Genomic DNA, 23,478 nt, shown 5'->3' on the forward strand with positions numbered 1-23,478 from the left:
CCGTCAGGGATTTACCCATTCTTGTTGCACATTCACCGTTCTGGGCGTAGTGCCTGGCCGGGTGTGACCGGCCCGGTGAACGAGATTGCTCGGTACGCGCCGTTCAGACCGGAGTGCGCGCCCCATGCTCGGGTTGCGCGCTGGGCTCCGCGTGCGCGTGGTGAGCAGGGCGCGCCGGGGGCGCTGCGCGCGGGCGGTGGGGGCGCGCAATGCTGCCCGAGCCGGGTTCGGCCGGCCTGGCTCCGCTGGTTCGGCTCAGCTGGCCTGCGCGGCGGCCGCGCGCGGGCAGGGCGCGACCGAGCCCGGGCCGCCGATCGGCAGCCCGTGCGGGGCGCGCGCAGGCACAGGGGCGTGAGTGAGGGCGTGGGCGGGGGCGGGGGCGGCCACCGGCTCGCGCCGCAGCAGCGAGCCGGCCAGCGCCACCGCCTCCAGCACGCAGACCGCCACCCCGTAGATCGTCGCGGTGCCGGTCAGCCCGATGTGCGAGACCGCGAGCCCGGCCGCCACCGCCGGCAGGCTCAGCGCGAGGTAGGACAACACGTAGACGGCGGTGACCACTTCGGCCCGCCGGTCGGCCGGGGCGAGCGAGACCAGGGTGCGCAGCGCGCCCGAGAAGGACGGCCCGAACCCGACCCCCGCCACCGCGCTGGCCGTGAAGAAGAGCCAGACCGAGCCGGTGCGCAGGGCGATCAGGGCCAGCCCCACACCGGCGATCAGCAGCACCGGGCCGGCCAGCAGCGAGCGCCGCACCGTCCAGTCCCTGGCCAGCACCGCCGTCACCGCCGAACTGCCCTGCAGCGCCACGATCACCAGGGCGCCGGCCAGTTGGCTGTTCAGCCCCAGCACCGAGTGGACCAGCGAGCCGCCCAGCGAGAGGTAGAGCCCCGCCAGCGCCCAGGTCGCCGTGATCGAGGGCAGCAGCGCGGTGAACGCGGCCCGCACCGGCGCCGGCACCCCCACCCGGGGCCGCAGCGAGCGCCGCCAGCCGCCGTCCGCCGCCATCGCCTCGCGCGGCACCGTCTCCGGCACGATCGCGAGCAGCGGCAGCGCCGCCGTCAGCGCGGTGACCAGCAGCCAGTACACCAGCCGGGTCGGCGCCGGGCCGTAGGAGACCAGCAGCCCGCAGCCCAGCGCGCCCAGGGCCAGGCCGCCGGCCGAGGCCACGTTGGTCAGCAGCGCGCCGAGCCGGCTGCCGGGCGGCTGCAGGTCGATCAGGCCGGCGCTCAACGCCCCGGTGGCCGCGCCGGTGGCGACGCCCTGGATGATCCGGGCGGCGAACAGCCAGGCCAGCCCGCGCGCCTCGGCGAAGACCAGCATCGAGACGAGTTCCACGGCCACGGCGGCCAGCAGCACCGGACGGCGTCCCAGGTGGTCGGAGAGCGAGCCGACGAAGAGCAGGGTGACCAGCAGCGCGAGCGAGTTGGCCGCGTAGACCGAGGTCAGGTCGAGCGGCGAGAAGTGCCAGCGCTGCTGGTAGACCAGGTAGAGCGGGGAGGGGGCGGCGGAGGCGGCGAGCAGCAGCGTCAGCACGGCGGCCAGCAGCCAGAAGGCCAGTGCGCGCGGCAGTTGCGAGCCGATGGACACGGTGCCTCCCCGATGTGCGGCCAGGTTCATCCTGCGGGGCTCGGCAGCGCCTGCGGAAACAACCGTTCCATGTCCTCGCGACAACCCCGTGTTGTGGCGCGGGTCGGGCCCGCGCCACGACGGGACGGCCTGTGCCGCCCGATCTCCCCTGTGCGGTCTACCAGTTGGCCCAGGACACGTTCCAACCGCCCAGGCCGTTGTCCGGCTGGACCTGCCCGCCGACCGAGTTCTTGACGATCACCACGTCGCCGATCAGCGCGTCGGCGTAGAACTTGCCCGCCACCGAGCCGTCGTCGCCGCTGTCGGTGTCCGGCAGGCCGATGCAGCCGTGGCTGATGTTCGCCTTCCCGGCGAACTCGACGGCCTTGGGGTTGCCGTGCACGTAGGAGCCGGAGTCGGTGATCTTCAGCGCGTGCGGCTCGTAGACGTCATAGCCCGGACCCTTGATGGTGGTGGTGCTCGAGACCATGTGCGCCATCCGGTCCTTCTCGAAGACCACCATGGTGCCGTTCCACGACGGGTTGTCATCCGCGCCCGCGGTGACGGCGATGGTCTGCGGCGCGGCGCCGTCCTCGACCACGGACATCTGGTGGGTCTTGGCGTCCACCGTGCTGATCTTGGAGCGGCCGATGGTGAAGGACTCGTCCCGGTCGGAGTTGCCGTAGACGCCGGGGGAGAGCTCCACGTTCGAGGTGCGGTAGTGGATCGTCACCTTGGTGCCCGGCTTCCAGTAGGTCTGCGGGCGCAGGTCGAGCCAGTTGTCCTCGTTGAGCCAGTGGCCCTTGACCTGGGTGCCGTCCGAGGCCTCCACCGTGATCGCCTGCTCGGCCGCCGCCTTGTTGGTGACCTTCTGCTGGAAGTCGACCCGGATGATCATGCCGACGCCGTAGCTGTCGTTGGTGGTGATGTTGTCGATGGTGCGTGCCGTCTTGGCCGGCTTGAGCGTGGTGAAGCTGCTGCTGGTGCTGGTCGCCACCCCCTTGGCGTCCACCGCCTGCGCGTTCACCGTGTAGGCCGTCCCCACGGCCAGCCCGCCCGACGGCACCCAGCTGCTCCCGTCGGCGGCCAGCGCGCCGGCCACCGGCTTGCCGTCCGCCCCCGCCACGGCCACCTGGGTCAGCTTGCCGCTGGTCACCGAGACCTTCAACGCCCCGCTCGGCGCGACGTTCTGGCTGCCGTCCTTCGGCTCCACCTCGACCACCGCCGCCGAGGTCTTCGGCGCGCTGGACGGCCCCCCGGTCACCGCGGCCGGTGCGGCCCGATGCCCGGCCCCGCTGCCGCTCGCGCTGCCCCCACCGCTCCCGCTCCCGCTGCCGCAGGCGGTCGCCAGCAGCAGTACCCCGCCCAGCAGCAGTGCCGTCCCGGCCCGGCGACCCATGGGACGTATTCGAATCGACTGCATGGCGCGTCTCCCCCTGCTTGCTCAGCTCTGTGCACAGCCGTCCGCTGGCTACGGTCGGCTCGACCCCTTCCCCCTATTCGACGCGATGACCGGCCAAGTCGTCGCACCGGCGCGGCGACTGTCACAGAACCCGGACTTTTGCCGGTGGCCACGGGCCTGCGGCCGGCTCCTAGACTGCCGGCCATGGACATCGACCTGGATCCACCGCACGGCATCACCGGGTTCCCTCTGGGCATGCCGGCGGCGGCCCTGAAGGAGGCGGCCGCGCGGTTGGGACGGGTCAAGGTCTCCGACGAGGGGTCCGCGGCGCGGTTCAAGTCCATGAAGGTGCTCGCCCTGCATCCGCAGTTCGAGATCGTCTTCCACCTCGAGGACGGCATGACGCTCGGTGCGGCAGAGGTGTGGATCCCCCGGCCCGGTCCCGAGCGGATCACGGTCCGCTTCCGCGGCATCGATGTATTCCGCACCCCCGCCCGCCAATTCGTCCAGCTGCTGGCGGACTTGGACCTGCCCCTCGTGCACGACGAGCCCGGCTACTGGCTCGTGCCCAAGCTCTCCCTCGGCCTCACCCGGGTGGCGGGGCACGAGGTCGAGCTGGACACCGACGACGAACCGCTGTACTTCCAGGCGGTACTGACCGGTTCGACGGGGTACTACGACGCACTGTCGTAGGGCTGCCCGTCGAGCGGTGGCTGCGGCCGCCGCCGACACGGCGGTCGCTCGGAGTTCCTGGAGGCGGGTGACGGCGTCCCGCAGTACCTCGTCCTTCTTGCAGAACGTGAAGCGGACGAGGCTGCGGCCGGCATCCACGTTGTCGTAGAAGACGACGTTGGGGATCGCGACGACCCCGCAGCGTTCGGGGAGGGCACGGCAGAACTCGATGCCGTCCTTCTCGCCGAGCGGGGTGATGTCGGTGGTGATGAAATATGTGCCCTCGGGGGCGAACACCTGGAAGCCGGCGGCTGAGAGTCCGTCAGCGAGCAGGTCGCGCTTGCGCCGCAGGTCGGTGCGGAACTGCTCGAAGTAGCTGTCGGGCAGCCGCAGGGCCTCGGCGACGGCGTATTGGAACGGGCCGGCGGAGACGTATGTCAGGTACTGCTTCGCGGTGCGGACGGCGGCGACCAACTCCGGTGTGGCGCTGACCCAGCCGACTCCGCGTTCGTACACTCCTTCGTGCCCAGCGAAAGAGCCCTGACCTGCGGGCCTCCGCTGGCCGACCGGTGGCCAGCTGCTGTCGGATATCCCAGGTGGACGACGGCTGGACCGGCGTGGACTCCGTGCGGCTTCGTCATCGGACTAGGGGTAGGCCAGTGCCGAAGACGAAGGACCCACCCGGTCTGGAGTCCGTCTGAGTACCTTGGTCGCAAACCCGGAGCGATCCCGACAGGCGATCGAGGGCATCCTGGGGCCGCGGGGCCGGGGTGTCCTTGGAATCTGCCCGCAGTTTTGGTGAGCGTCCTGCAGATTGCTACGCTTCCCGGGACGCGTACGGGCCCCGGAACGGCAGACGGCTCCTGGGGTTCCACGATGAACAAGGGGAGTACATGGCCGATCAGACGACTTCTTCGTTCGTTGACGAGATCGACCGAAGCAATGGCGATCCGTTTCGTGCACTGGAACTGACTCCCACTCGACTGATGACCACCATGCAATGGGGGCAGCTGGCGCGAATTGTCCCCGATCCCCGGCGGGCCGAGGATTCGAGGGAACTCAAGTATCTGTCAGCCGACGAACGGCGACAGGTCGAGATTCGCAATGGGGTCCAACGTGACATTAAGACCGGCGCAAAATGGGAAAATGCCAAGGACTATGCGCGGTATATTGCCAAGGTAATTCTTGGTGAGCGAGAGGATCGGTGGGCGACGCCGCCGTTCGCTCTCTGGATCGAGAAAGGCCTGAAGGTAGTCAGGCTGAAGAGCGCGTTCGAGACGGACAAGGTGGTGTACCTGCCACTTGGTATCGCCGGTGTCTTGGTCGATGCCGAGACCCAGCACCTTGCGCACTACCTTCTCATCCAGGATCCTGAGGCGCACGGCGTCACGGCGCAGCAGGTGATGGCGCGTACGGTCGGTGTGGAGATCTACCACAACATAGATCTCGTCTCGGCCCGTCAGATTTTCCACGATCGGAATCTCCTGGGCGTAATTCCAAACAAGAATGTCGCCTTGACGGCCGATTCGGCAAATATTGCTACGAGTGTCACGCTCGCCTTGCTTAAGCAGGTGGTGGTCACGCCGCCCGGTAGCAGCGAGCAGATTCCACTGGAGAAACTGGTTTCGCTGCGGCAGCGCCAGCTAAAGGCGGTGGACTCCGAATGGATGACGCTTTCCACGCTCAGGTCATTCGTTATCACGGCGATTTTTGGCAGGTCTGGATTCGAGAAGACCAGCGGTTCTATTTTCGAGCTGCCTGAAGGATGTGAGGAGGAGGTGGCAGGGAAGGCGATTTCCGAGGCGCTTACCGTGATCTTTTCGCGATTCGGTGACGCCTTCGCCACTCGACTGCGCACCGTCATCGCGGCACCTGCGGTCTTCGCTGCCCTGGGTGCCGTTGCGCATCGCTCGATGCCCTGGAGCGACGGGCCCAGGCGGAGTCTCGATGAGCTGCTCGAGCTGCTGTCCGACGTCAAATGGTCCAGGGATGCCCGATATTGGGAGGGAATCATCGGAAAGGAGACTGCGCGCGGGACGTTCTCGCTGGCAGGTGGGGTGAAGGACTCAGGTTCCCGGACGGCGACGGCGCTGGAGGACGAGAGCTCCGAGCGGTACGGGCGGATCCGAGGTCAGCAGACCGAGTAGCTCGACGCTCGGGTATCGACTAGAGATAGCCATCACGTCTGGGATGGATCCTCACGGATCCATCCCCTCGCTTTTTGTTGACCCCCGCACTTCTGATGTAGTGTCCCAGCGTCGCCGCGAGATGGTGGCGTGATCACACAAATCAATCTGGGGGGACCATGACCCTGACCCTGGCTATCGTCGGTGGGCTTGCGGGCATAGCGACGATCATCGGCGTCGTCTGGGCGGTGTGTACGGGTCGGCTGCAGCTGTCGCGCGCCAAGAGCGAGGGGGACCTGAAGCGCGCGGAGGACGCTCATGAGGTCTTCACGGAGATGGCGGGCAGCCAGCAACTCCCGATCTCCCCGGGCGACCTCGTGCGGGCCGAGCAGTCGCGGCTGCCGCTCGTTGCAGCTGCCGACCGGGCTTCAACTGGTGAGCTTGCGAAGGCGCTGAAGGCGGTCGTCGAGCTGTTTGAGGAGTTCATCATCCTCTCCGGTGTTCATGCATCCGACACGGATGAGCCCCTTCGCCATTACAAGGATTGGATGGAGCAGCAGGGTCGCGTCCGGGACGCGTTCAAGGGGCTGTTCCATATCCTTCAGCGCTGATGCGCCCGGAGCCTGGCTGACTTAGCGTCAGACCATACTGAGCTGCTGGAGGCGGGAGACTGCCTCCAGCAGTACCTCGTCCTTCTTGCAGAACGTGAACCGGACGAGGCTGCGGCCGGCATCCACGTTGTCGTAGAAGACGACGTTGGGGATCGCGACGACCCCGCAGCGTTCGGGCAGGGAGCGGCAGAACTCGATGCCGTCCTTCTCGCCGAGCGGGGTGATGTCGGTGGTGATGAAGTACGTGCCCTCGGGGGCGAACACCTGGAATCCCGCAGCTGAGAGTCCGTCAGCGAGCAGGTCGCGCTTGCGCCGCAGATCGGTGCGGAACTCCTCGAAGTAGCTGTCGGGCAGCCGCAGGGCCTCGGCGACGGCGTACTGGAACGGGCCGGCGGAGACGTACGTCAGGTACTGCTTCGCGGTGCGGACGGCGGCGACCAACTCCGGCGTGGCGGTGACCCAGCCGACCTTCCAGCCCGTGAAGGAGAAGGTCTTGCCGGCCGAGGAGATCGAGACGGTGCGTTCGCGCATGCCGGGCAGGGCGGCGATGGGGTGGTGGGTGCCGGTGAAGACGAGGTGTTCGTAGACCTCGTCGGTGATGACCAGCAGGTCGTGCTCGACGGCGAGTTGGGCGATGGTGCGCAGCTCGTCGGGGTGCAGCACGGTGCCGGTGGGGTTGTGCGGGGTGTTGAGCAGGAGCAGGCGGGTGCGCGGGGTGATGAGGGAGCGCAGCTCGTCGAGGTCGGGGCGGAAGGCGGGCTGACGCAGCGTCAGCGGGACGCGGACGGCGCCGGCCATGGCGATGCAGGCGGCGTAGGAGTCGTAGAACGGCTCGAAGGCGATCACCTCGTCACCGGGTTCGAGGAGGGCGAGCAGCGAGGCGGCGATGGCCTCGGTGGCGCCGGCGGTGACCAGGACCTCGGTGTCGGGGTCGTAGCCGAGGCCGTAGAAGCGCTGCTGGTGTTCGGCGATGGCGGTGCGCAGCTCGGGGATGCCGGGGCCGGGCGGGTACTGGTTGCCGCGACCGTTCAGGACCGCGTCGGCGGCGGCCTGGGCGATCTCGGCGGGGCCGTCGGTGTCGGGGAAGCCCTGGCCGAGGTTGATCGAGCCGGTGGCGGTGGCGAGCGCCGACATCTCCGCGAAGATCGTCGTTCCCATCCCCGCCAGGCGACGGTTCAGCAGCGGCCTGGCGCTCATCCGGGCTCCTCACGCTTCGTAGTTGGGCCCATCATCTGATGGTGCCTGCACGGTGACAAGCCTGCGGCCGGTCTGAGGAGCGGTGTCGCCGGCCGGAGCACGCCATGAGTGTCCCCGGCAGACTAGGGTGCCGGGAGCGATGTGACGATCACACCGCGCGAAGGGGGACCGGGGGCCAGTGGCGGTATCGAATGACGGCGGGGGCTTCTCGGTGAGCCCGGACCAGTTGACGACTTCGGGCCAGAGCGCGCAGGGCATAGCCGGGCAGATTCCCGGTGAGAGCCAGGGAATTCTCCAGCCGAGCGACCAGGCGTCGAGCGGGCTGGCCGGGTGGGCCACCGCAGGCGCCCTGCACGACTGCACCTACGACTGGCAGAAGTTGATCGACGGTCTGGCCAGTGACATGGGTGCTTACGGCGGCAAGCTGATCCAGATGGCACAGGGGTACCAGCAGAGCGACCAGAGTGCGGCCGGCACCATGCTGGCCGTGAGCTCCTCGAGCGGGGCGGCTCCGGGCCCGGGTCCGGTCGGGGGCGGGGATCCCTTCGGGACAGTGGTCGGCGGCGCGCGCGGCGCCGCGCTGAAGCAGTAGCGCGACGGGGAGAACAGGTATGGACATCGCTACCCTCAAGAATGCCGATCTGGTCGCCCTGACGGGTGCTCAGAGTGCCTATGGCCGACTGGTCACGGCGTTCGGCCAGCACGTCGACGACTGGCGGAGCCAGGTGACGGGCGGCCTGGACAAGGCGCAGTGGACCGGCAGCACGGCCGTGCAGGTGCGGGCCGATCTCGCCGCCTTCACCAGCAAGCTGCAGGCCGCCCACGACGAATTGAACCTGGTCGGCACGACCTTGGGCGACGCGGAGAAGTCGTTCGCGCTGGCCCAGGCGCAGCTGGTGCAGGCGCTGGACGACGCCCAGGCCGCGCACTTCACCGTCAACCCGGACGGCAGCATGACCTGGGACAACGATCCCTCGTCGGCTACCTACGCGGGCCCGACGGCACAGACGAAGGCGTCGGACATCGGCTCCCGGATCAGCGCCGCGCTCGCCGAGGCGGACCAGGCCGACCAGCTGATCGCCGCGCGGCTGAAGCACTTCACCGACAACGCCGTCAACGGTACCGGGCTTGACAGTGCCACCGCCGGGGCCGACCAGCAGACCGAGAACAACCGGGAGAACATTCCCCAGCAGGGCAGTGACCCGGCGGCCGTCAAGGCCTGGTGGAACGGCTTGACGCCCGCCGAGCAGCAGGACCTGATCAACAACCACCCGCAGGACATCGGCAACCTCGACGGCGTCCCCAGCGCTGCCCGGGACCAGGCCAACCGCCTCGGCCTGACCCAGATCCGGACCAACCTCCAGGCGCAGATCGACGGGCTCGGCCCGCAGCCGCCGATGTTCGACGGGCTGGTCTCCGGCGGTTTCCCGATCCAGACCGAGGCGTACACCGAGTGGAAGCAGAAGGACGACGCGCTGCAGGGCCAACTGGACCAGTACAACCACATCCAGGACCGGCTGACCGCGGATGACCAGGCCTACGCCACGGATCCGTCCAACCATCCCAGGGACTACCTACTCGGCATCGGCACGCAGGGCCAGGGGCGCGCGATCCTTTCCTTCGGGAACCCGGACACGGCGAAGAACGTCAGCGCCTACGTTCCCGGAGTGACGACCACGCTCGACTCGCTGCGCCCCATGACACCGGACCAGACGCCTGGTGAGAACGAGGCGGACAACGCCCTGAACGTCTGGAAGACGGCGAAGGACTTGAACGGTGGCGATCCGAATGCGACCGCGTCGATCGTCTGGCTCAACTACGATCCGCCGTCTTCTCTCACGGGCGGTATGGACACCGGAGCGGCGGACGCCGGCGCACCCACCTACGCCCAGTTCCTCACCGGAATCCGGGATACCCACCAGGGCGCGCCGCCGCATGTGACCTCAATGGGTGACAGCTACGGCTCGTACCTCGCCACCGAGTCGGCGAAACTGGCGGCCGATCAGCCCGGGACCTACAGAGCGCCCGACGACCTGGTTCTGACCGGAAGCCCGGGCGTTCCCGTGGCGCATGCAGCGGATCTTCATATGAACGGTCATGTGTGGGTGGGTACGTCGCCCTTGGACCCGGTCCACCTCATCACCTCGGGTACTCCTGCCGGGTTGGGCCCCGCCGACCCCCACGACTCCTCATGGGGAGGGAACAACTTCACCGTCCCCACCGGCACCATCGGCGGGCTGACCGGAGACAACCACACCGCGTACCTGACGCCTCAGCGGGGTGGGCCCTCGCTGCCGAACATCGGCAATATCGTCATCGGGAACTACGGCTCCGTGCAGCTGGAGTCGGCCAACCATGCGTGAGGGCCGCGAGAAGAAGCGCCGCAAGCGGACCTGGGCTCTGGTGGTCGTGCTAGTGCTGGTAGCCCTGCTCGGCGGCGGTTGCTGGCTGATCAATGACCACCCGTCAGTCTCCGAGGCGGCTGCGCTGACTGCGCTCGATTCGGCGGTGGACGGCTCCCTCGGTGCCATCAATCCGCCGCTGTCCTCGGCCAGCGAGGGTTCTTACCACGCGAGCCCACATGCCTCGTACGGGTTCGACCTCAAACTGCACAAGACCGGTTACGCGACCTACAGCCGCGAGCAGTTCGTGCTCACCAACATCGTGCCGGCCAAGTTCGCGGAATTCAGGGCTCAGGAGGAGAAGTACTGGAGAAGCCACGGGTACACCGACATCCACGCCAAGACGGAGACGACGATGGGCGGCGATCAGCAGCCCGTGTTGTCCGCCACGTCGCCCGCAGGCGCACAGATCACGGTGACCCTGGGGCATCCGAACCATGCCAGCGCTGATGTCATGGTCGGCGTGGACTGGGTGAAGTCCTCTTGGGACGAGGGGGACTTGCCGAACACGCGGCCGGCCGGGCCCACGGTCGGCGTCGGCTGGGGCGTGGTCGAGGACCCGTACTGGTCCCACTGACGACAGCCACGGCGCCGGTCAGTAGTCCTCGTGCTCGAAGACGTTCAGCCCCGCGCCCTCCAGGGCGAGGACGGTGAGGTGGGTGTCGGTGCCCGAGGTGTGCTCCTCGCCGGCTGACCAGAGGACGGCCGTGCCCGCGCTGATCGGGAGCCGCACGGCGTCCGGGCCGCTGATCCATCCCTCGCCGGCGATCACCAGGAAGAGTTGCTCGACCGGGGCGGGGTGGGTGCCGATGGTGCCGCCGGGGCCGATGCTCAGGCAGGTCAGGTGGTAGGACCCGGTCCCGACGGCGAGCCGGGTGGCGTAGGCCCCGGTGCTGGAGAAGCGGGCGATCAGGTGTTCGGCGCGGTCGATGGGGAGCAGGCGCATGGGTGGCTCCTCGGGCGGAGACGGGCCCGGCCCGGCCTGCTGGGAGAGCGGGCCGGGCCGGGAGGTGGTGCTGCGTGCGGGGTTCGGGCTCAGTCCTCGTCGCCCTCGGGGGCGTCCGTGTCGCCGTCGCCGTCGACCTCCTGCTGCAGGCCGAGCCGCTCGACCATCCACTGCTCGAAGCCCACGGCGGCCTGGGTCCAGTTGGCGGTGGTGGTGACGAAGTAGTCCAGGTTGACACCGTTGGCGATGATCATCTGCGACTCACCGATCAGCCGCACCACGCCGTCCTCCTGGGTGTGCGTGTAGACCTTGGGCCACAGGGTCTCGCGGTTCCACTCGTCGATCAGGTCGAGGATCTCGGCCTTCTGCTCCAAGGGGTACGAGCGGTCGTAGAAGGAGCGGACCGCGAAGAGCTCCTTGTTGTCGCCGCGGAACATGTAGTAGACGCGGAAGCCCTCCCAGGGAGCGGTGAGGTCGCCCTCCTCGTCCACCACGTGCTTGAGCTGCATCTGGTCCAGCAGCTGCGTGACCAGCTCCTGGTTCGGGACCACGATCGGCGGGGGACCGGCCGGTCGATCGCCAGGCTGCCCGCCCGGCTGGGACGGCTGGGGCGCGCCGAAGAACGGGATCGACGACGGGTCAACACTCACGGGAGGTCCCTTTCACATGTGCACGAGGGTGGCTGGTGATCGGGGGCCGCCCTTCCATGTCTCCATCCTGCCTCATCCCGGGCCTCGGGCACAGGCTGTCCTCGGCTCGCACCGAGGCCGTCGCCGGCTCGCGCCGAGGCCCGGGACGGGACAGCCCTGCGCGGCCGGTCCGCCGAGGACGCCGTCAGCCGACCGAGGCCACGGTCAACCGGTCGTTCGCCTCGTCACGGTCCACCCGCACCGTCTCCCCGTCCCGCACCTGGCCGGAGAGGATCGCCTTGGCCAGCTGGTCGCCGATCGCCGACTGGACCAGGCGGCGCAGCGGCCGGGCCCCGTACGCCGGGTCGTAGCCGGTCAGTGACAGCCAGTCCCGAGCCGCCGGGGTGACGTCCAGGGTGAGCCGCCGGTCGCGCAGCCGGGCGGCCAGCCTGGCCACCTGGAGGTCGACGATCCGGCTCAGCTCCTCGCTGCCCAGCGGGTCGAAGACCACGATGTCGTCCAGCCGGTTGAGGAACTCCGGCTTGAAGGCGGAGCGGACGTTCTCCAGCACCAGCTCCTTCTTCGCGGCCTCCGGCACGGTCGGGTCGACCAGGTACTGGGAGCCCAGGTTGGAGGTGAGGATCAGGATCGCGTTGCGGAAGTCCACCGTGCGGCCCTGGCCGTCGGTGAGCCGGCCGTCGTCCAGCACCTGGAGCAGCACGTCGAAGACCTCCGGGTGGGCCTTCTCCACCTCGTCGAGCAGCACCACGCTGTACGGGCGGCGCCGCACGGCCTCGGTGAGCTGGCCGCCCTCCTCGTAGCCGACGTAGCCGGGCGGGGCGCCGACCAGCCGCGAGACCGAGTGCTTCTCGCCGTACTCGCTCATGTCGATCCGGACCATGGCGTGCTCGTCGTCGAAGAGGAAGTCGGCCAGCGCCTTGGCGAGTTCGGTCTTGCCGACACCGGTGGGGCCGAGGAAGAGGAAGGAGCCGGTGGGGCGGTCCGGGTCGGCGATGCCGGCCCGGGTGCGGCGCACCGCGTCCGCGACGGCCCGCACGGCGGTCTGCTGGCCGATCAGGCGCTTGCCCAGCTCCTCCTCCATCCGCAGCAGCTTGGCGCTCTCGCCCTCCAGCAGCCGCCCGGCCGGGATGCCGGTCCAGGAGGCGACCACGTCGGCGACGTCGTCCGGGCCGACCTCCTCCTTGACCATCGAGGCGCTGGCGTCCTGGTCGGCGGCCTTGGCCTGGGCCTCGGCCAACTCCTGCTCGGCGGCCGGGATCTCGGCGTACATCAGCTTGGACGCCTGCTCGAACTCGCCGTCCCGCTGGGCCCGTTCCAGGGCGCTCTGCAGCCCGTCGAGGCGCTCCTTGAGCGCGCCGACCCGGTTGAGGCTCTTCTTCTCCTGCTCCCAGCGCGCGGTCAGGCCGCTGAGCTGCTCCTGCTTGTCCGCCAGGTCGAAGCGCAGCTTGGCGAGCCGGTCCACCGAAGCGGGATCCGACTCCTTCTCCAGCGCCATCTCCTCCATCCGCAGCCGGTCGACCGAGCGCTGCAGCTCGTCGATCTCGACCGGCGAGGAGTCGATCTCCATCCGCAGCTGGGAGGCGGCCTCGTCGACCAGGTCGATCGCCTTGTCGGGCAGGAAGCGGGCGGTGATGTAGCGGTCGGAGAGGGTGGCGGCGGCGACCAGCGCGGCGTCCGCGATCTGCACCTTGTGGTGCGCCTCGTAGCGGCCCTTGAGGCCGCGCAGGATCGCGATGGTGTCCTCGACGCTGGGTTCGCCGACCAGTACCTGCTGGAAGCGCCGCTCCAGCGCCGGGTCCTTCTCGATCCGCTCGCGGTACTCGTCCAGCGTGGTGGCGCCGACCATCCGCAGCTCGCCGCGGGCCAGCATCGGCTTGAGCATGTTGCCCGCGTCCATCGCCGAGTCGCCGCCGGCGCCCGCGCCGACCATGGTGTGCAGCTCGTCGATGAAGGTGATCACCTGGCCGTCGCTCTGCTTGATGTCGTTCAGCACGGCCTTCAGCCGCTCCTCGAACTCACCGCGGAACTTGGCCCCGGCCACCATCGCGCTCAGGTCCAGCGCGACCAGCCGCTTGCCGCGCAGCGACTCGGGAACGTCGCCGGCCACGATCCGCTGGGCCAGGCCCTCGACCACGGCGGTCTTGCCCACGCCGGGCTCGCCGATCAGCACCGGGTTGTTCTTGGTACGGCGGGAGAGCACCTGGACGACCCGGCGGATCTCCTGGTCCCGGCCGATCACCGGGTCGAGCTTGCCGTCCCGGGCGGCCTGGGTGAGGTCGGTGCCGTACTTCTCCAGCGCCTTGTAGGTGCTCTCCGGGTCCGGCGAGGTCACCTTGCCGGACCCGCGCACCTCGGCGAAGGCGGCGAGCAGCGCCTTGGGGGTGGCGCCCTGGCGGGTCAGCAGTTCGACCACCGCGCCGCCCTCGGCGGCCAGGCCGACCAGCAGGTGCTCGGTGGAGACGTAGGCGTCGTCCAGTTGCTCGGCCCGGCGCCCGGCGTCCTCCAGGACGGCCAGCGTGTCGCGGCCCAGCTGCGGGGCCGCGACCGTGGAGCCCTGGGCGCTGGGCAGCGCGCGGAGCTGCTGGCGGGCGCCGGCCAGCAGCTGGGCGGTGTCCGCCCCGACGGCCTCCAGCAGCGGCCGGGCGATGCCCTCGGGCTGCTCCAGCAGGGCGAGCAGGATGTGCACCGGCCTGACGTCCGGGTTTCCCGCGCCGCCGGCCTGCCGGATCGCGGCGGACAGGGCTTCCTGGGTCTTGGTGGTGAACTTGCTCGCGTCCATGGCCACTGGTCGGTACTCCTCCTGTGCAGTCGGGCGGGTGTGTATTCAGGTTTGGCGCACGCCGCCATCAGTTCAGGCAAGGCAGCTAAGTTGAGTCTAGCGCGCTCAGGTTTTCCGCGTAAAGGTGAGCAGGTCCCGAGCCGGCCCGGTCGGGCGGGTGCCGGCCGGCCAGACGGCGCGCAGCGGGCGGTGCAGGTCGAGGCCGGCCAGTGGCACCTCGACCAGGCGCCGGGTGGCCAGCTCGTCGGCCACCGCCAGCTCGCTCAGGCAGACCGGGCCCGAGCCGCTCATCGCGGCGGCCTTCAGCGCGGTGCTGGAGGCCAGTTCGAGCAGCGGGGTGGCACTGACCCCGGCCGCGCCGAGCGCGCGGTCCAGCACCTCTCGGGTGCCGGAACCCAGCTCGCGCAGCACCAGCGGGGTGGCGGCCAGCTCGGCGGCGGTGACCGGGGTGCGGCGCCGGGCCCACGCGTGGGTGGGGGCCACCACGAGCACCAGCCGGTCGGCGCCGACCACCGCTCCGGTCAGGCCCCGCGGGGTGCGGCTGCCCTCGACGAAGCCGAGGTCCGCCTCGCCCGCCAGCAACTGCTCGGCCACCGCGGTGGAGTTGGCGGTCCGCAGGGTGACCGCGGTGGCCGGGCGGGCGGCCGCCAGCGCCAGCAGCCAGCCGGGCATCAGGTACTCGGCGACGGTCAGGCTGGCCACCACCCGCAGCCGGGCGTCGCGCCGCTCGCGCAGCGCGTCGATCGCCGCGTCCAGCGCCTCGGCGGCCTCCACCACGCGGCGGGCCCAGTCGACCACCAGCAGCCCGGCCGGGGTGGGCCGGGAGCCGCGCGGGGAGCGGTCCAGCAGGGCGACGCCGAGCTGCCGCTCCATGCCCTTGATCCGTGCGCTGGCGGCCGGCTGGCTGATGCCCAGCTCGGCGGCGGCCCGCCCGACGCTGCCGTGCCGGTCCACCGCGAGCAGCAGTTCCAGGGCGCTCAGCTCGGGGACTCGGGGAGAGAGAGCCATAGGGCCAGGTTATGTCCTCATAGATCGCGGACGGCTACCGGCGCACCCGGGGGCCGAACAGAGTGGAGCCATGGCCACTCTCACCGCTCCCCGCCCCCTGCCAGCAGCCGCCGTCCGCCCCGGCTGGGACCTCGGGCAGCTCGGCCCGAACTGGTACGCCGCCGTGATGGGCACCGCGATCGTGGCCAACGGCGCGGTCGCGCTGCCCTACCGGGTGCCGGGTCAGCTGCTCTTCGCCGAGGCGGTCTGGGCGCTGGCGCTGGCCGCGCTGCTGGTCCTGCTGGCGGCCCGGCTGGTGCACCTGACCCGGCACCGGGCGGCGGCCCGCGAGCAGCTGCTGGAGAACCCGGCCACCGCCGTCTTCTACGGCTGCCCGCCGATGGCGCTGCTGGCGGTCGGCTTCGGCACGCTGGTGGTCGGCTCGCGGGTGATCGGCACCGGGCCCGCGGTGGCGCTGGACCTGCTGCTCTGGACGCTCGGCACCCTCTACGGGGTGCTGGTGGCCGCCGGCATCCCGTACCTGATGGTCACCCGGCACGAGCTGTCGGCGCTGCGGGCCAACCCGACCTGGCTGCTGCCGGTGGTCGCCCCGATGGTGTCGGCCGCGCTCGGCCCGGCGCTGCTGCCGCACCTGCCGGCCGCGCTGCGCCCGGGGCTCTTCTACGGCTGCTACGCGCTCTTCGGCGCCAGCCTGCTGGCCGTCCTGGTGCTGCTGCCGGTGGTCTTCGCCGGTCTGGTGCACAGCAAGCTGCCGACGGTCCTGCTGACCCCCTCGCTCTTCCTGGTGCTCGGGCCGCTCGGCCAGTCCACCACCGCGGTCGGCAACCTGGCCGACGCCGCGAACCCGGTGGCGCCGAAGCTGGCCACCGCGGCGCTCGGCTTCGCGGTGCTCTACGGGATCGCGATGATCGGCTTCGCGGTGCTCTGGCTGCTGATCGCGGCCACCGCCAACCTGCGTGCGCTGCGCCGCGAGCGGATGCCGTTCGCGATGACCTGGTGGGCCTTCACCTTCCCGGTCGGCACCTGCGTGACCGGCGCGGCCGGTCTGGCCCGGCACACCGGCTTCGCGGGCTTCGGCTGGCTGTCGGTCGGGCTGTTCGCGCTGCTGGTGGTGGCCTGGGCGGTGGCCGGAGTGCGGACGGTGGTGGCGCTGACCGGCGGGCGGCTGCTGCGGGCGGCGTGACCGGCGGTCCGCGTGGATTCGCCGTGCCCGGTCCCGCAGTACCGGCCGGCCGCTGACCCACCCTCAGCCCCCCTCACCCGTCCTCGCTTCCGCCGAATCCGGCTGGCAGTATGGCAGCGGACAGTCAACCCGAGGTGACGCACCGAAGCGTCAGGGATGGCCCGAGGGGGAGTGGTGGCGATGTCACGGGTCGAGCCCGGCTGCCGGTCGGCCGATCTGGCGCTCGATCCGGCCGCCCGCGCGCTGTACCTCGCGGTGGTGGCCGAGGGCGGCTGGGTGAAGTCCGCCGAGGTCCGGCCGGCCGACGAGGCCGCGCTGACCCGCCTGCTGGACGTCGGCCTGGTCCGCGGCCTGCCCGGCGGCACCTTCTACTCCGCGGTGAGCCCGCGGGCCTTCCTCGGCCGGGCCGCCGGCCAGCTGCGCGACCGGGCGGTCGGCCTGCTGCGACAGGCCGACGAGCTGCCCACCCTGCTGGACGAGTTGGCCCAGGCCTACGACACCGCGCCGCGCCGGATCGACCGCACCGGCGCGGTGGAGACGGTCCAGGACCGGGACAGCATCCGGCACCGGATCGCCCAGCTGGTCGCCGACACCGAGACCGAGATCCTCACCGCGCAGCCCGGCGGCGACCGCCCGCCGGACCACCTGGCCTGGGCGATGGCCCAGGACGTGCCGTTCCTGCGCGACGGCGGCGCGATGCGCACGCTCTACCAGCCGGTGGCCCGTACCGACCCGGCGACCAGCGCGTACGCCGCCGCCGTCACTCCGCACGGAGCGCGGATCCGGGTGCTGGACGAGGACTTCCAGCGGATGCTGATCTTCGACCGCACGGTGGCGGTGATCCCGGCCTCCGCCGACATGGGCAGCGCCGCCTTCATCACCGACGCCACCGCGGTGGAGCTGCTGGTGGAGCTCTTCGAGCGGGACTGGCGGCGGGCCCAGCGGGTGGCCTGGGGCTCGGCGCACGCCGTCCCGGACGGCGGCGTGGTCGCCGACCGGATCGCCCGGCTGCTGGCCGGCGGCCTGAGCCGGCGCGGCATCGCGGGCCGGCTGGGCCTGAGCGAGCGCACCGTCGCGGCGCACATCGGCCGGCTGCGCCAGGAGTACGAGGCGGAGACGCTGTTCCAACTCGGCTGGCTGATGCGGGGCGCGGGCGAGCGGCGGCCGAACGGGCGGCCGATCGGGACGGGGTGACGCGAGGCAGGGGAGTCGCACGCGTCCGGATGAGCCGGTCGGGGGGTGTGGGCGAGCTGCACGATCACGCAGCTGCGGGAACGCGCACCGGTCGGCGCCTTGTCGCCTGCCCGCATGCTGGGCCAGCCTGAAGGTTGGACCCTTGGCTTCGATGCGCCGAAGTCGGGGGACCGCAAGCGGATCTGATGAGCGATCAGGGATCCGTCGGGGCGGCGAACGGGGGCTCCGCGCGGTGTGGTGCGCGGTGTCGGCCTCCCCATCGGGGCACGACGGGGAGGAAGTACGCGATGTCCAGACGCTCGCACGTGCTGGTGGAGAGTCAGGCGGTCTGGGGAAAGCCCGGGGCCGGTCGCTTCCTGCGCGAGGCCGTCTCGCTGGCCGAGGCCGGTGATCGGGTGATCCTCTACCTGGTCGAGGACGGCGTCTTCGCCGCCGTCTCGGACGGCATCCCGGAACTCGCCCGGCTGGTCGAGCTGGGCTCCGAGGTCTGGGCCGACGACCATTCGCTCACCCACCGCGCGCTGGCGGCCACCCGGCTGTCGCCGTACGTCAGGGTGAAGGGCGCCGACGCCCTGGACGGCGCGGTCCGCGGTTCGAACGGGCGGGTCGCGCTGCACTGAGGCACCGCGTGCCGCGCACCTGATCACGGTGCGGGCCGGCACCCGGGAGAGACCGAACGTTCTCTCATCGTCCCAGCTCAGCGGTGTGTGGACGGACTTTCCTGGCCCGATTCTGCACGTTCGTGCAGTTGCGGGAACTTGAAGGAGAAACAACCTTGTTTGGAAGAGCGCGCGCTGTGAGGCTGTGAGCACGCCAAGCCGCCCGGGCAACCGCAGCCCGTCGGTGGTGTCTCGTCCGTCCTCCTCGCACAGGGGCAGAAGTATCTGAGCGGGGAACCGACGGGCGCCGGGTGGTCAGCCATATGTGGTGATGGCGACCGGGCCCGGTACCAGCGAGGCGTTGCTGCTCCGCCTCGCTGGAAGCACCTCGGATTTGGCGTCATGGAAGTGGATCCGCCCGGAGCACAGGAGACCGCGCGTCCCTGGCTCCGGGCCGGATCCGCTGCCCGAGGACCACCGGGCTGCCCCGCACGGGGGCGGGTAGCCCGGGACCACGGTCCCCGGGCCCTTTCGGTTACCCGGGCACCGTCGTGCCCCACTCCTGATGAGATGATGCGCACCGTGCGGTCGTTCGACCGCTGCCGGTCCAGCGCGCGGGAGGGACGGGGTGGCCGACGCGACGGCGCAGCCGCGGGACGCCGTGCCCGCGCCGAGCGTCGACGGCGCCTGCCGCGGTGTCGTCCCCCGCCGAGCTGCCAACTCCCGCCGAGCTGCCAACTCCCGCCGAGCTGCCAACTCCCGCCGCCCTGCCGGCGCCCGCCGCCCTGAGCGCCCCGCGCCGGTGGCCGACCGGATCGCCGCGCCGTGGAACCGGAACACCGTGCGGACCCTCTTCAGCATGGCCGGCCGTTGCGGACGGCGGCCGAGCCGGTGGACGACCAGCGGCAGGAGTGGCCCGAGCGGCAGGAGTGGCCCGAGCAGCGCCGGCAGCATCAGCAGCACGGGCAGACGAACCACGAACCGGGGGAGCGCGCGAGATGACCGAGGCGGACGGATCGGCGGACGGTACCGGCGGCGCGGTGGCCGGCCCGCCGCTGCCCGGTGAGGCGGCGCGGGCGCTCTACCTGGCGATCCTCGGCGAGGGCGGCCGGCTCGCGATGGCCGAGGTCGGCTCCGCCGACCAGGCGTCGGTACGGGAACTGCTCGACCTCGGCCTGCTCACCGCCGAGCCGGAACGGGGCGGCTACACCGCGGTGAACCCGCGTGCGGTCGGCGGCCGGCTCAGCGAGGAACTGCGCTCGGCCGGCACCCGACTGCTGGTCCAGGCCCAGGAGATGCCCGCCCTGCTGGAGGATCTCACCCGGGCCTACGACCTGACGCCCCGCAAGGTCGACCGCTCCGGCGAGGTGCGGCACCTGCACGGTGCCGAGGAGATCCGGGTGCTGCTCGACCGGCTGGCCGCCGAGGGACGCGAGGAGGTCCTCTCCGCCCAGCCCGGCGGCCCCCTCCCCGCAAAGCTGGTGCGCGAGGCGATCAACCGCTGCGAGGTCTTCCTGGCCCGCGGCGGCGGCATCCGCGCGCTCTACGAGCCCGGCGCCCGCAGCGACGGCCCGACCATCAGCTACGTGCTGGCCGCCACCGAACTGGGCGTCCGGTTCCGGGTGCTGGGCGAGTCGTTCAAGCGGATGATCATCTTCGATCGCACCACCGCGGTGATCCCCGCCGGCCCGGACTACGCCAGCGCCGCGGTGGTCGAGGACCCGGCGGTGGTCGCCTTCCTGGTCGGCATGTTCGAACGCGACTGGCAGCGCGGCGAACCGGTCCAGTGGAGCACCGCGCCCGAGGCCGTCGGCCAGCCGGTCCACGCCCAGGTCGGCCGCCTGCTCTCGCAGGGCCTGACCCAGCGCATGGTCGCCACCCGCCTCGGCCTGAGCGAGCGCACCGTGGCCGGCCACATCTCCCGGCTGCGCGAGCTGTACGACGCCGAGACGCTGTTCCAGCTGGGCTGGCTGATGCGCGCGGCGGCCGGGGAGGGACGGCAGGCGTGAGGCCGCCGGTGGTGCTGGATGCCCGAGGGCGGGCGCTCTACCTGCGGTTGCTGGCGGCCGGCGGCCTGTTCCGGCTGACCGAGCTCGCGAGCGACGAGTTGGCCGCCCTGGAGCAGCTGCGGGCGGCCGGGCTGGTGCTCAGGCAGCAGGACGCGCTCTTCTGGACCGTGGTCGACCCGCGCACCGCGGCCGCCCGGCTCAGCGCCGAACTGCGCGCGGCGGGATCGGAGCTGCTGGCCCGCGCCGACGAGTCGTCAGCCGCGCTCGCCGACCTGGCCCGTGCCTACGACCGCACGCCGCAGGCCGGCGGCGCGGCCCGCGGTCTGCTCCGGCACCTGGACGACCTGCCGCAGATCCAGCAGCGGCTGGACCAGTTGGGCCGCGAGTGCGAGCACGAGGTCCTGGCGGCGCAGCCCGGGGTGCGCCGGACCCCGCAGCTCGCGGAGCAGGCCGAGCGGGCGGCCCGCGAGCTGTCCGCCCGCGGCGTGCGGATGCGCGTCCTGTACCAGCCCGAGGCCGAGCGGGACCCGGTGATCAGGGACTACGCGGCGCACGTCAGCCGGCTCGGCACGCGCCTGCGGGTGCTGGACGAGCCGTTCCAGCGGGTGGTCGTCTTCGACCGCGAGGTGGCCGTCGTCTGCGCCGGCGCGGGGCACTGGACGGCGACGTTCATCGAGGACCCGCTGCTGGTGGGCGTGGTGGTCGACCAGTTCGAGCGGGACTGGGCCCGGGCGGCACAGGTCCGTTGGGACGATTCGCCGGCGGACGGTCCGCTGGTGCGGCTGCTGGCCGAGGGCCTGACCCAGCGGGCGATCGCGACGCGGTTGGGGTTGAGCGAGCGGACGGTGGCGGCGCAGATCTCCCGGCTGCGGGAACGCCACGACGCGCGGACGCAGTTCCAACTGGGGTGGCAGATGGGGGGTGGCAGCGGTGAACGCTGAGCGGTCGGTGCCGGATGGCGCGGCGCGGGAGCTGTACCTGCGGCTGGTAGGTGAAGGCGGTGAGTTCACGACCGATGGGCTGAGTCCCGAGGAGCTGCCGCTGTTGGAGCAGCTGTCATCGGTCGGGCTGGTGACGGCGATCAGTGACCGGAGTTGGACCGTAGCGAGCCCGCGTGCGGTTGGCGAGCGCCTGCGCGAGGACTTGCGGACCAGCGGGCTGGAGCTGTTCGAGCGGGCCCGCGAGCTACCGGCCGCCCTGGCCGAGTTGACCGATGCCTACGATCGCTCGTCCAGGCCGTCGACCGGCGCAGTCGCGATTCGGCAGTCGGACGTGCACACGTACACCCAGCGGGTGGTGCAGCAACTGGCACAGGATTGCACCCGGGAGATCCTCGTGATGCAGCCAGGTGGGGCCAGACCGGCCTACATGTTGCCGCAGGCCGGCAAGGACGCGCGGGAGACGGCTTCGCGCGGTCTCTTCCTCCACGTGATCTACCAGCCCGGGGCCCGTACGGATCCCGGTACGGCGGCGTACGCGGCCTACGCGACCAGTCTGGGGCACCGGATTCGGATACTGGACGAGGACTTCCGCCGGGTGATGGTCTTCGACCGCAAGGTGGCGGTGGTCGCCGGGTACGGGGACCCCGCTATCGCTTCGTTCATCGAGGACCCGGTGCTGGTCGAGGTCGTGGTGGAGACCTTTGAGCGGGACTGGGCGCGGGCGGAGCGGGTGCACTGGGACGAGCCCGAGGCGATCAGCGACGGCCCGTTGGTGGAGCTGCTGGCGCGGGGCCTGACCCAGCGGGCGATCGCGACGAGGTTGGGGCTGAGCGAGCGGACGGTGGCGGCGCAGATCGCCCGGTTGCGGGAGCGCTACGACGCGCGGACCCTTTTCCAGTTGGGCTGGCAGATGCAGGGTGGCGCGGCTGAGTGAGCGTCGATCCCAGGGGCCGACCCAGCCGGTGGCCGCTCAGCCGGTGGCCGCGCCGGTGTTCGGCCAGGGGTCGTACGAACCCCGGGAGGCGGGGATCGGCTTGAACTGCTCACCGGGCGCGGTCCAGAATCCTTCGCGCAGCGAGAGCGCCATGCCGGCCCAGTCCAGGGCGGTCTCCACGATGTGCCGCAGGCTCTCCTGCGACCAGCTGTCGTCGAAGACCAGCGGCAGCACCGGGGCGACCTGCTCGATGGTGGCGATCAGCGGGTTGTGCGTGATCGCCTCGTCCACCAGCAGCACGATCGGCTTGCGCAGCGCCGAGCCCCAGCCGAGCTCCAGCGAGACGCCGGCCGACAGCGGCGAGCCGACGTAGGCGAAGACCAGGTCGGCGGTCTGCATCGCGCGGAAGTCGGACGGAACCCGCGGCTCCGGCGTCCGCCCCTCCACCGTCCAGGCGTCGCTGTGGTGCGCGCTGAACACGGCCGCGCCGCTGTGCAGCAGCGAGCTGCGCAGGGCGGTCAGCCGGGTCCGGCTGGCGAGCGTGACGACGCTGTCGGCCGGACCGGTCAGCCGCATGAGCGGTGCGGCGAGGAAGACACGGGCCCGGCGGCCTTCGGGGGCCTGGGCTGCGTGCTGGCGCATGTACGGCTCACTCATGGCGATGGCTCCGGGGAAGTGGACGAGCCTGCGGAGTGTGGTCTCAGCAGGTCAAGCGGGGGATGCGAGACGGGCGAGGCGGTCGCTGACACCGCTTCGGAGCCGGGGATGCTCGAAATCCGTCTGCCCACTGATCGTCACCGTTGGCGGCACATGCCGTCCACAGAACCGGTGTGTCATCTCCCTGACTGGCGCTTGGATGACACCGACGTCCGAGGAGGCGCAAGCGCTCCGACAAACAGCTGTCATATTTATGCCTGGCAGCACGATGACACGGGTGAGTTGATGTCTGCACTTGCCTCGGAGTCGGAGTGTGGCTTTGATAAACACTTGTTCGCGTCTATCCGCGAGGGCATGGCAGACGTCAAGGCGTCCGTTATATCAGGTTCATGACAAGGAGGCACCGAATGCGTCGTGCACCTCGACCCAGGATTCGCCTGCTGGTGACGGCTGCAGTTGGTGCGGCGCTGTTGGTACCGGCCATTGCTTCGGTTCAGGCAGCCGGCCCGAAGGCCGCCGACTTGGGGCGCAGCGACCGGAGCGTGACCGTCAGTGCGCTCGCCATGTCACCCGAAGACCTCGTCTGGCACGGCTGACACGGAGTC

The 23,478-nt window shown here is 70.9% G+C and carries 21 protein-coding genes and 1 pseudogene; 13 read left to right on the forward strand and 9 right to left on the reverse strand.

The features are described from left to right. Positions 1 to 255 precede the first annotated feature (255 nt). Positions 256 to 1,584, reverse strand: a complete 1,329-nt coding sequence (locus tag ABH937_RS04700) for an MFS transporter (RefSeq protein WP_280691699.1) — start codon at positions 1,582 to 1,584, stop codon at positions 256 to 258. A gap of 157 nt (positions 1,585 to 1,741) precedes the next feature. Further along, the gene (locus ABH937_RS04705; protein ID WP_370217312.1) at positions 1,742 to 2,986 is read right to left on the reverse strand and encodes an Ig-like domain-containing protein; all 1,245 of its coding nucleotides are present in this window, start codon (positions 2,984 to 2,986) and stop codon (positions 1,742 to 1,744) included. A gap of 183 nt (positions 2,987 to 3,169) precedes the next feature. Here ABH937_RS04705 and ABH937_RS04710 point away from each other — a divergent pair, with 183 nt between their 5' ends. Beyond that, positions 3,170 to 3,658: a hypothetical protein gene (locus tag ABH937_RS04710; protein ID WP_280691701.1), complete on the forward strand. Its 489-nt coding sequence runs from the start codon at positions 3,170 to 3,172 to the stop codon at positions 3,656 to 3,658. A 51-nt stretch (positions 3,659 to 3,709) separates the two neighbouring features. On the opposite strand, the pseudogene ABH937_RS04715 reads toward ABH937_RS04710, so the two are convergent. Further along, a pseudogene (locus ABH937_RS04715) lies at positions 3,710 to 4,138 on the reverse strand (aminotransferase class I/II-fold pyridoxal phosphate-dependent enzyme); the annotation flags it as partial. Positions 4,139 to 4,530: 392 nt separating this feature from the next. Here ABH937_RS04715 and ABH937_RS04720 point away from each other — a divergent pair. Both ABH937_RS04720 and ABH937_RS04725 read left to right on the forward strand, forming a co-directional pair. Continuing rightward, the gene (locus tag ABH937_RS04720; protein WP_280691702.1) at positions 4,531 to 5,784 is read left to right on the forward strand and encodes a DNA sulfur modification protein DndB; all 1,254 of its coding nucleotides are present in this window, start codon (positions 4,531 to 4,533) and stop codon (positions 5,782 to 5,784) included. A gap of 158 nt (positions 5,785 to 5,942) precedes the next feature. Then, positions 5,943 to 6,374, forward strand: coding sequence for a hypothetical protein (locus tag ABH937_RS04725; protein ID WP_280691703.1), 432 nt, complete (start codon positions 5,943 to 5,945; stop codon positions 6,372 to 6,374). 27 nt (positions 6,375 to 6,401) lie between these two features. On the opposite strand, the gene ABH937_RS04730 is transcribed toward ABH937_RS04725, so the two are convergent. Next, on the reverse strand, positions 6,402 to 7,571 hold the full coding sequence (locus ABH937_RS04730) for a pyridoxal phosphate-dependent aminotransferase (RefSeq protein WP_280691704.1): 1,170 nt from the start codon (positions 7,569 to 7,571) through the stop codon (positions 6,402 to 6,404). Between the two features lie 178 nt (positions 7,572 to 7,749). On the opposite strand from ABH937_RS04730, the gene ABH937_RS04735 reads away from it, so the two are divergent. Genes ABH937_RS04735 through ABH937_RS04745 form a run of 3 tightly spaced genes read left to right on the forward strand, consistent with a single transcriptional unit; the run spans position 7,750 to position 10,550 of the window. Next, positions 7,750 to 8,163: a hypothetical protein gene (locus ABH937_RS04735; RefSeq protein WP_280691705.1), complete on the forward strand. Its 414-nt coding sequence runs from the start codon at positions 7,750 to 7,752 to the stop codon at positions 8,161 to 8,163. 19 nt (positions 8,164 to 8,182) lie between these two features. Next, the gene (locus ABH937_RS04740; RefSeq protein WP_280691706.1) at positions 8,183 to 9,934 is read left to right on the forward strand and encodes an alpha/beta hydrolase; all 1,752 of its coding nucleotides are present in this window, start codon (positions 8,183 to 8,185) and stop codon (positions 9,932 to 9,934) included. Next, entirely contained in the window at positions 9,927 to 10,550 is a 624-nt protein-coding gene (locus ABH937_RS04745; RefSeq protein ID WP_280691707.1) for a hypothetical protein, read from the forward strand. Before ABH937_RS04740 ends, ABH937_RS04745 begins: the two co-directional genes overlap by 8 nt. Before the next feature lie 18 nt (positions 10,551 to 10,568). On the opposite strand, the gene ABH937_RS04750 is transcribed toward ABH937_RS04745, so the two are convergent. The 4 genes from ABH937_RS04750 to ABH937_RS04765 form a co-directional block, all read right to left on the reverse strand. Next, positions 10,569 to 10,919, reverse strand: a complete 351-nt coding sequence (locus ABH937_RS04750; RefSeq protein ID WP_280691708.1) for a hypothetical protein — start codon at positions 10,917 to 10,919, stop codon at positions 10,569 to 10,571. An 89-nt stretch (positions 10,920 to 11,008) separates the two neighbouring features. After that, positions 11,009 to 11,569 (reverse strand): YbjN domain-containing protein, encoded by a 561-nt coding sequence (locus tag ABH937_RS04755; RefSeq protein WP_280691709.1) that lies wholly within the window; start codon positions 11,567 to 11,569, stop codon positions 11,009 to 11,011. Positions 11,570 to 11,753: 184 nt separating this feature from the next. Further along, positions 11,754 to 14,348 (reverse strand): ATP-dependent chaperone ClpB, encoded by a 2,595-nt coding sequence (gene clpB, locus ABH937_RS04760; RefSeq protein ID WP_280691710.1) that lies wholly within the window; start codon positions 14,346 to 14,348, stop codon positions 11,754 to 11,756. A gap of 105 nt (positions 14,349 to 14,453) precedes the next feature. Continuing rightward, the gene (locus ABH937_RS04765; protein WP_280691711.1) at positions 14,454 to 15,356 is read right to left on the reverse strand and encodes a LysR family transcriptional regulator; all 903 of its coding nucleotides are present in this window, start codon (positions 15,354 to 15,356) and stop codon (positions 14,454 to 14,456) included. A gap of 70 nt (positions 15,357 to 15,426) precedes the next feature. Here ABH937_RS04765 and ABH937_RS04770 point away from each other — a divergent pair, with 70 nt between their 5' ends. The 6 genes from ABH937_RS04770 (at position 15,427) to ABH937_RS04795 (ending at position 22,216) form a co-directional block, all read left to right on the forward strand. Then, positions 15,427 to 16,539, forward strand: a complete 1,113-nt coding sequence (locus ABH937_RS04770) for a TDT family transporter (RefSeq protein ID WP_280691712.1) — start codon at positions 15,427 to 15,429, stop codon at positions 16,537 to 16,539. 180 nt (positions 16,540 to 16,719) lie between these two features. Next, positions 16,720 to 17,733, forward strand: a complete 1,014-nt coding sequence (locus tag ABH937_RS04775) for a LuxR C-terminal-related transcriptional regulator (protein ID WP_280691713.1) — start codon at positions 16,720 to 16,722, stop codon at positions 17,731 to 17,733. Between the two features lie 287 nt (positions 17,734 to 18,020). After that, the gene (locus ABH937_RS04780; protein WP_280691714.1) at positions 18,021 to 18,353 is read left to right on the forward strand and encodes a hypothetical protein; all 333 of its coding nucleotides are present in this window, start codon (positions 18,021 to 18,023) and stop codon (positions 18,351 to 18,353) included. 977 nt (positions 18,354 to 19,330) lie between these two features. Further along, complete coding sequence (locus ABH937_RS04785) at positions 19,331 to 20,341, forward strand: LuxR family transcriptional regulator (RefSeq protein ID WP_280691715.1); 1,011 nt, start codon at positions 19,331 to 19,333, stop codon at positions 20,339 to 20,341. After that, positions 20,338 to 21,282: a helix-turn-helix domain-containing protein gene (locus ABH937_RS04790; protein WP_280691716.1), complete on the forward strand. Its 945-nt coding sequence runs from the start codon at positions 20,338 to 20,340 to the stop codon at positions 21,280 to 21,282. The genes ABH937_RS04785 and ABH937_RS04790 overlap by 4 nt, the downstream gene beginning before the upstream one ends. Beyond that, positions 21,272 to 22,216 (forward strand): helix-turn-helix domain-containing protein, encoded by a 945-nt coding sequence (locus ABH937_RS04795; RefSeq protein ID WP_280691717.1) that lies wholly within the window; start codon positions 21,272 to 21,274, stop codon positions 22,214 to 22,216. Before ABH937_RS04790 ends, ABH937_RS04795 begins: the two co-directional genes overlap by 11 nt. 36 nt (positions 22,217 to 22,252) lie before the next feature. Here ABH937_RS04795 and ABH937_RS04800 read toward each other — a convergent pair whose 3' ends face one another. After that, complete coding sequence (locus tag ABH937_RS04800) at positions 22,253 to 22,873, reverse strand: hypothetical protein (protein ID WP_280691718.1); 621 nt, start codon at positions 22,871 to 22,873, stop codon at positions 22,253 to 22,255. 407 nt (positions 22,874 to 23,280) lie between these two features. Between ABH937_RS04800 and ABH937_RS04805 the strand changes: the two genes are divergently transcribed. Next, the gene (locus tag ABH937_RS04805) at positions 23,281 to 23,469 is read left to right on the forward strand and encodes a hypothetical protein (RefSeq protein WP_280691719.1); all 189 of its coding nucleotides are present in this window, start codon (positions 23,281 to 23,283) and stop codon (positions 23,467 to 23,469) included. The last annotated feature ends 9 nt before the right edge of the window (positions 23,470 to 23,478 follow it).

This window comes from Kitasatospora sp. GAS1066B (assembly GCF_041262605.1).
Taxonomy (GTDB): Bacteria; Actinomycetota; Actinomycetes; order Streptomycetales; family Streptomycetaceae; genus Kitasatospora.

Bases quoted from the DNA above. Each gene is read 5' to 3' on its own strand.
- ABH937_RS04705 (WP_370217312.1), bottom strand. From the start codon at position 2,986: ATGCAGTCGATTCGAATACGTCCCATGGGTCGCCGGGCCGGGACGGCA.
- ABH937_RS04710 (WP_280691701.1), top strand. From the start codon at position 3,170: ATGGACATCGACCTGGATCCACCGCACGGCATCACCGGGTTCCCTCTG.
- ABH937_RS04720 (WP_280691702.1), top strand. From the start codon at position 4,531: ATGGCCGATCAGACGACTTCTTCGTTCGTTGACGAGATCGACCGAAGC.
- ABH937_RS04725 (WP_280691703.1), top strand. From the start codon at position 5,943: ATGACCCTGACCCTGGCTATCGTCGGTGGGCTTGCGGGCATAGCGACG.
- ABH937_RS04730 (WP_280691704.1), bottom strand. From the start codon at position 7,571: ATGAGCGCCAGGCCGCTGCTGAACCGTCGCCTGGCGGGGATGGGAACG.
- ABH937_RS04740 (WP_280691706.1), top strand. From the start codon at position 8,183: ATGGACATCGCTACCCTCAAGAATGCCGATCTGGTCGCCCTGACGGGT.
- ABH937_RS04745 (WP_280691707.1), top strand. From the start codon at position 9,927: ATGCGTGAGGGCCGCGAGAAGAAGCGCCGCAAGCGGACCTGGGCTCTG.
- ABH937_RS04750 (WP_280691708.1), bottom strand. From the start codon at position 10,919: ATGCGCCTGCTCCCCATCGACCGCGCCGAACACCTGATCGCCCGCTTC.
- clpB (WP_280691710.1), bottom strand. From the start codon at position 14,348: ATGGACGCGAGCAAGTTCACCACCAAGACCCAGGAAGCCCTGTCCGCC.
- ABH937_RS04765 (WP_280691711.1), bottom strand. From the start codon at position 15,356: ATGGCTCTCTCTCCCCGAGTCCCCGAGCTGAGCGCCCTGGAACTGCTG.
- ABH937_RS04770 (WP_280691712.1), top strand. From the start codon at position 15,427: ATGGCCACTCTCACCGCTCCCCGCCCCCTGCCAGCAGCCGCCGTCCGC.
- ABH937_RS04775 (WP_280691713.1), top strand. From the start codon at position 16,720: ATGTCACGGGTCGAGCCCGGCTGCCGGTCGGCCGATCTGGCGCTCGAT.
- ABH937_RS04780 (WP_280691714.1), top strand. From the start codon at position 18,021: ATGTCCAGACGCTCGCACGTGCTGGTGGAGAGTCAGGCGGTCTGGGGA.
- ABH937_RS04785 (WP_280691715.1), top strand. From the start codon at position 19,331: ATGACCGAGGCGGACGGATCGGCGGACGGTACCGGCGGCGCGGTGGCC.
- ABH937_RS04800 (WP_280691718.1), bottom strand. From the start codon at position 22,873: ATGAGTGAGCCGTACATGCGCCAGCACGCAGCCCAGGCCCCCGAAGGC.
- ABH937_RS04805 (WP_280691719.1), top strand. From the start codon at position 23,281: ATGCGTCGTGCACCTCGACCCAGGATTCGCCTGCTGGTGACGGCTGCA.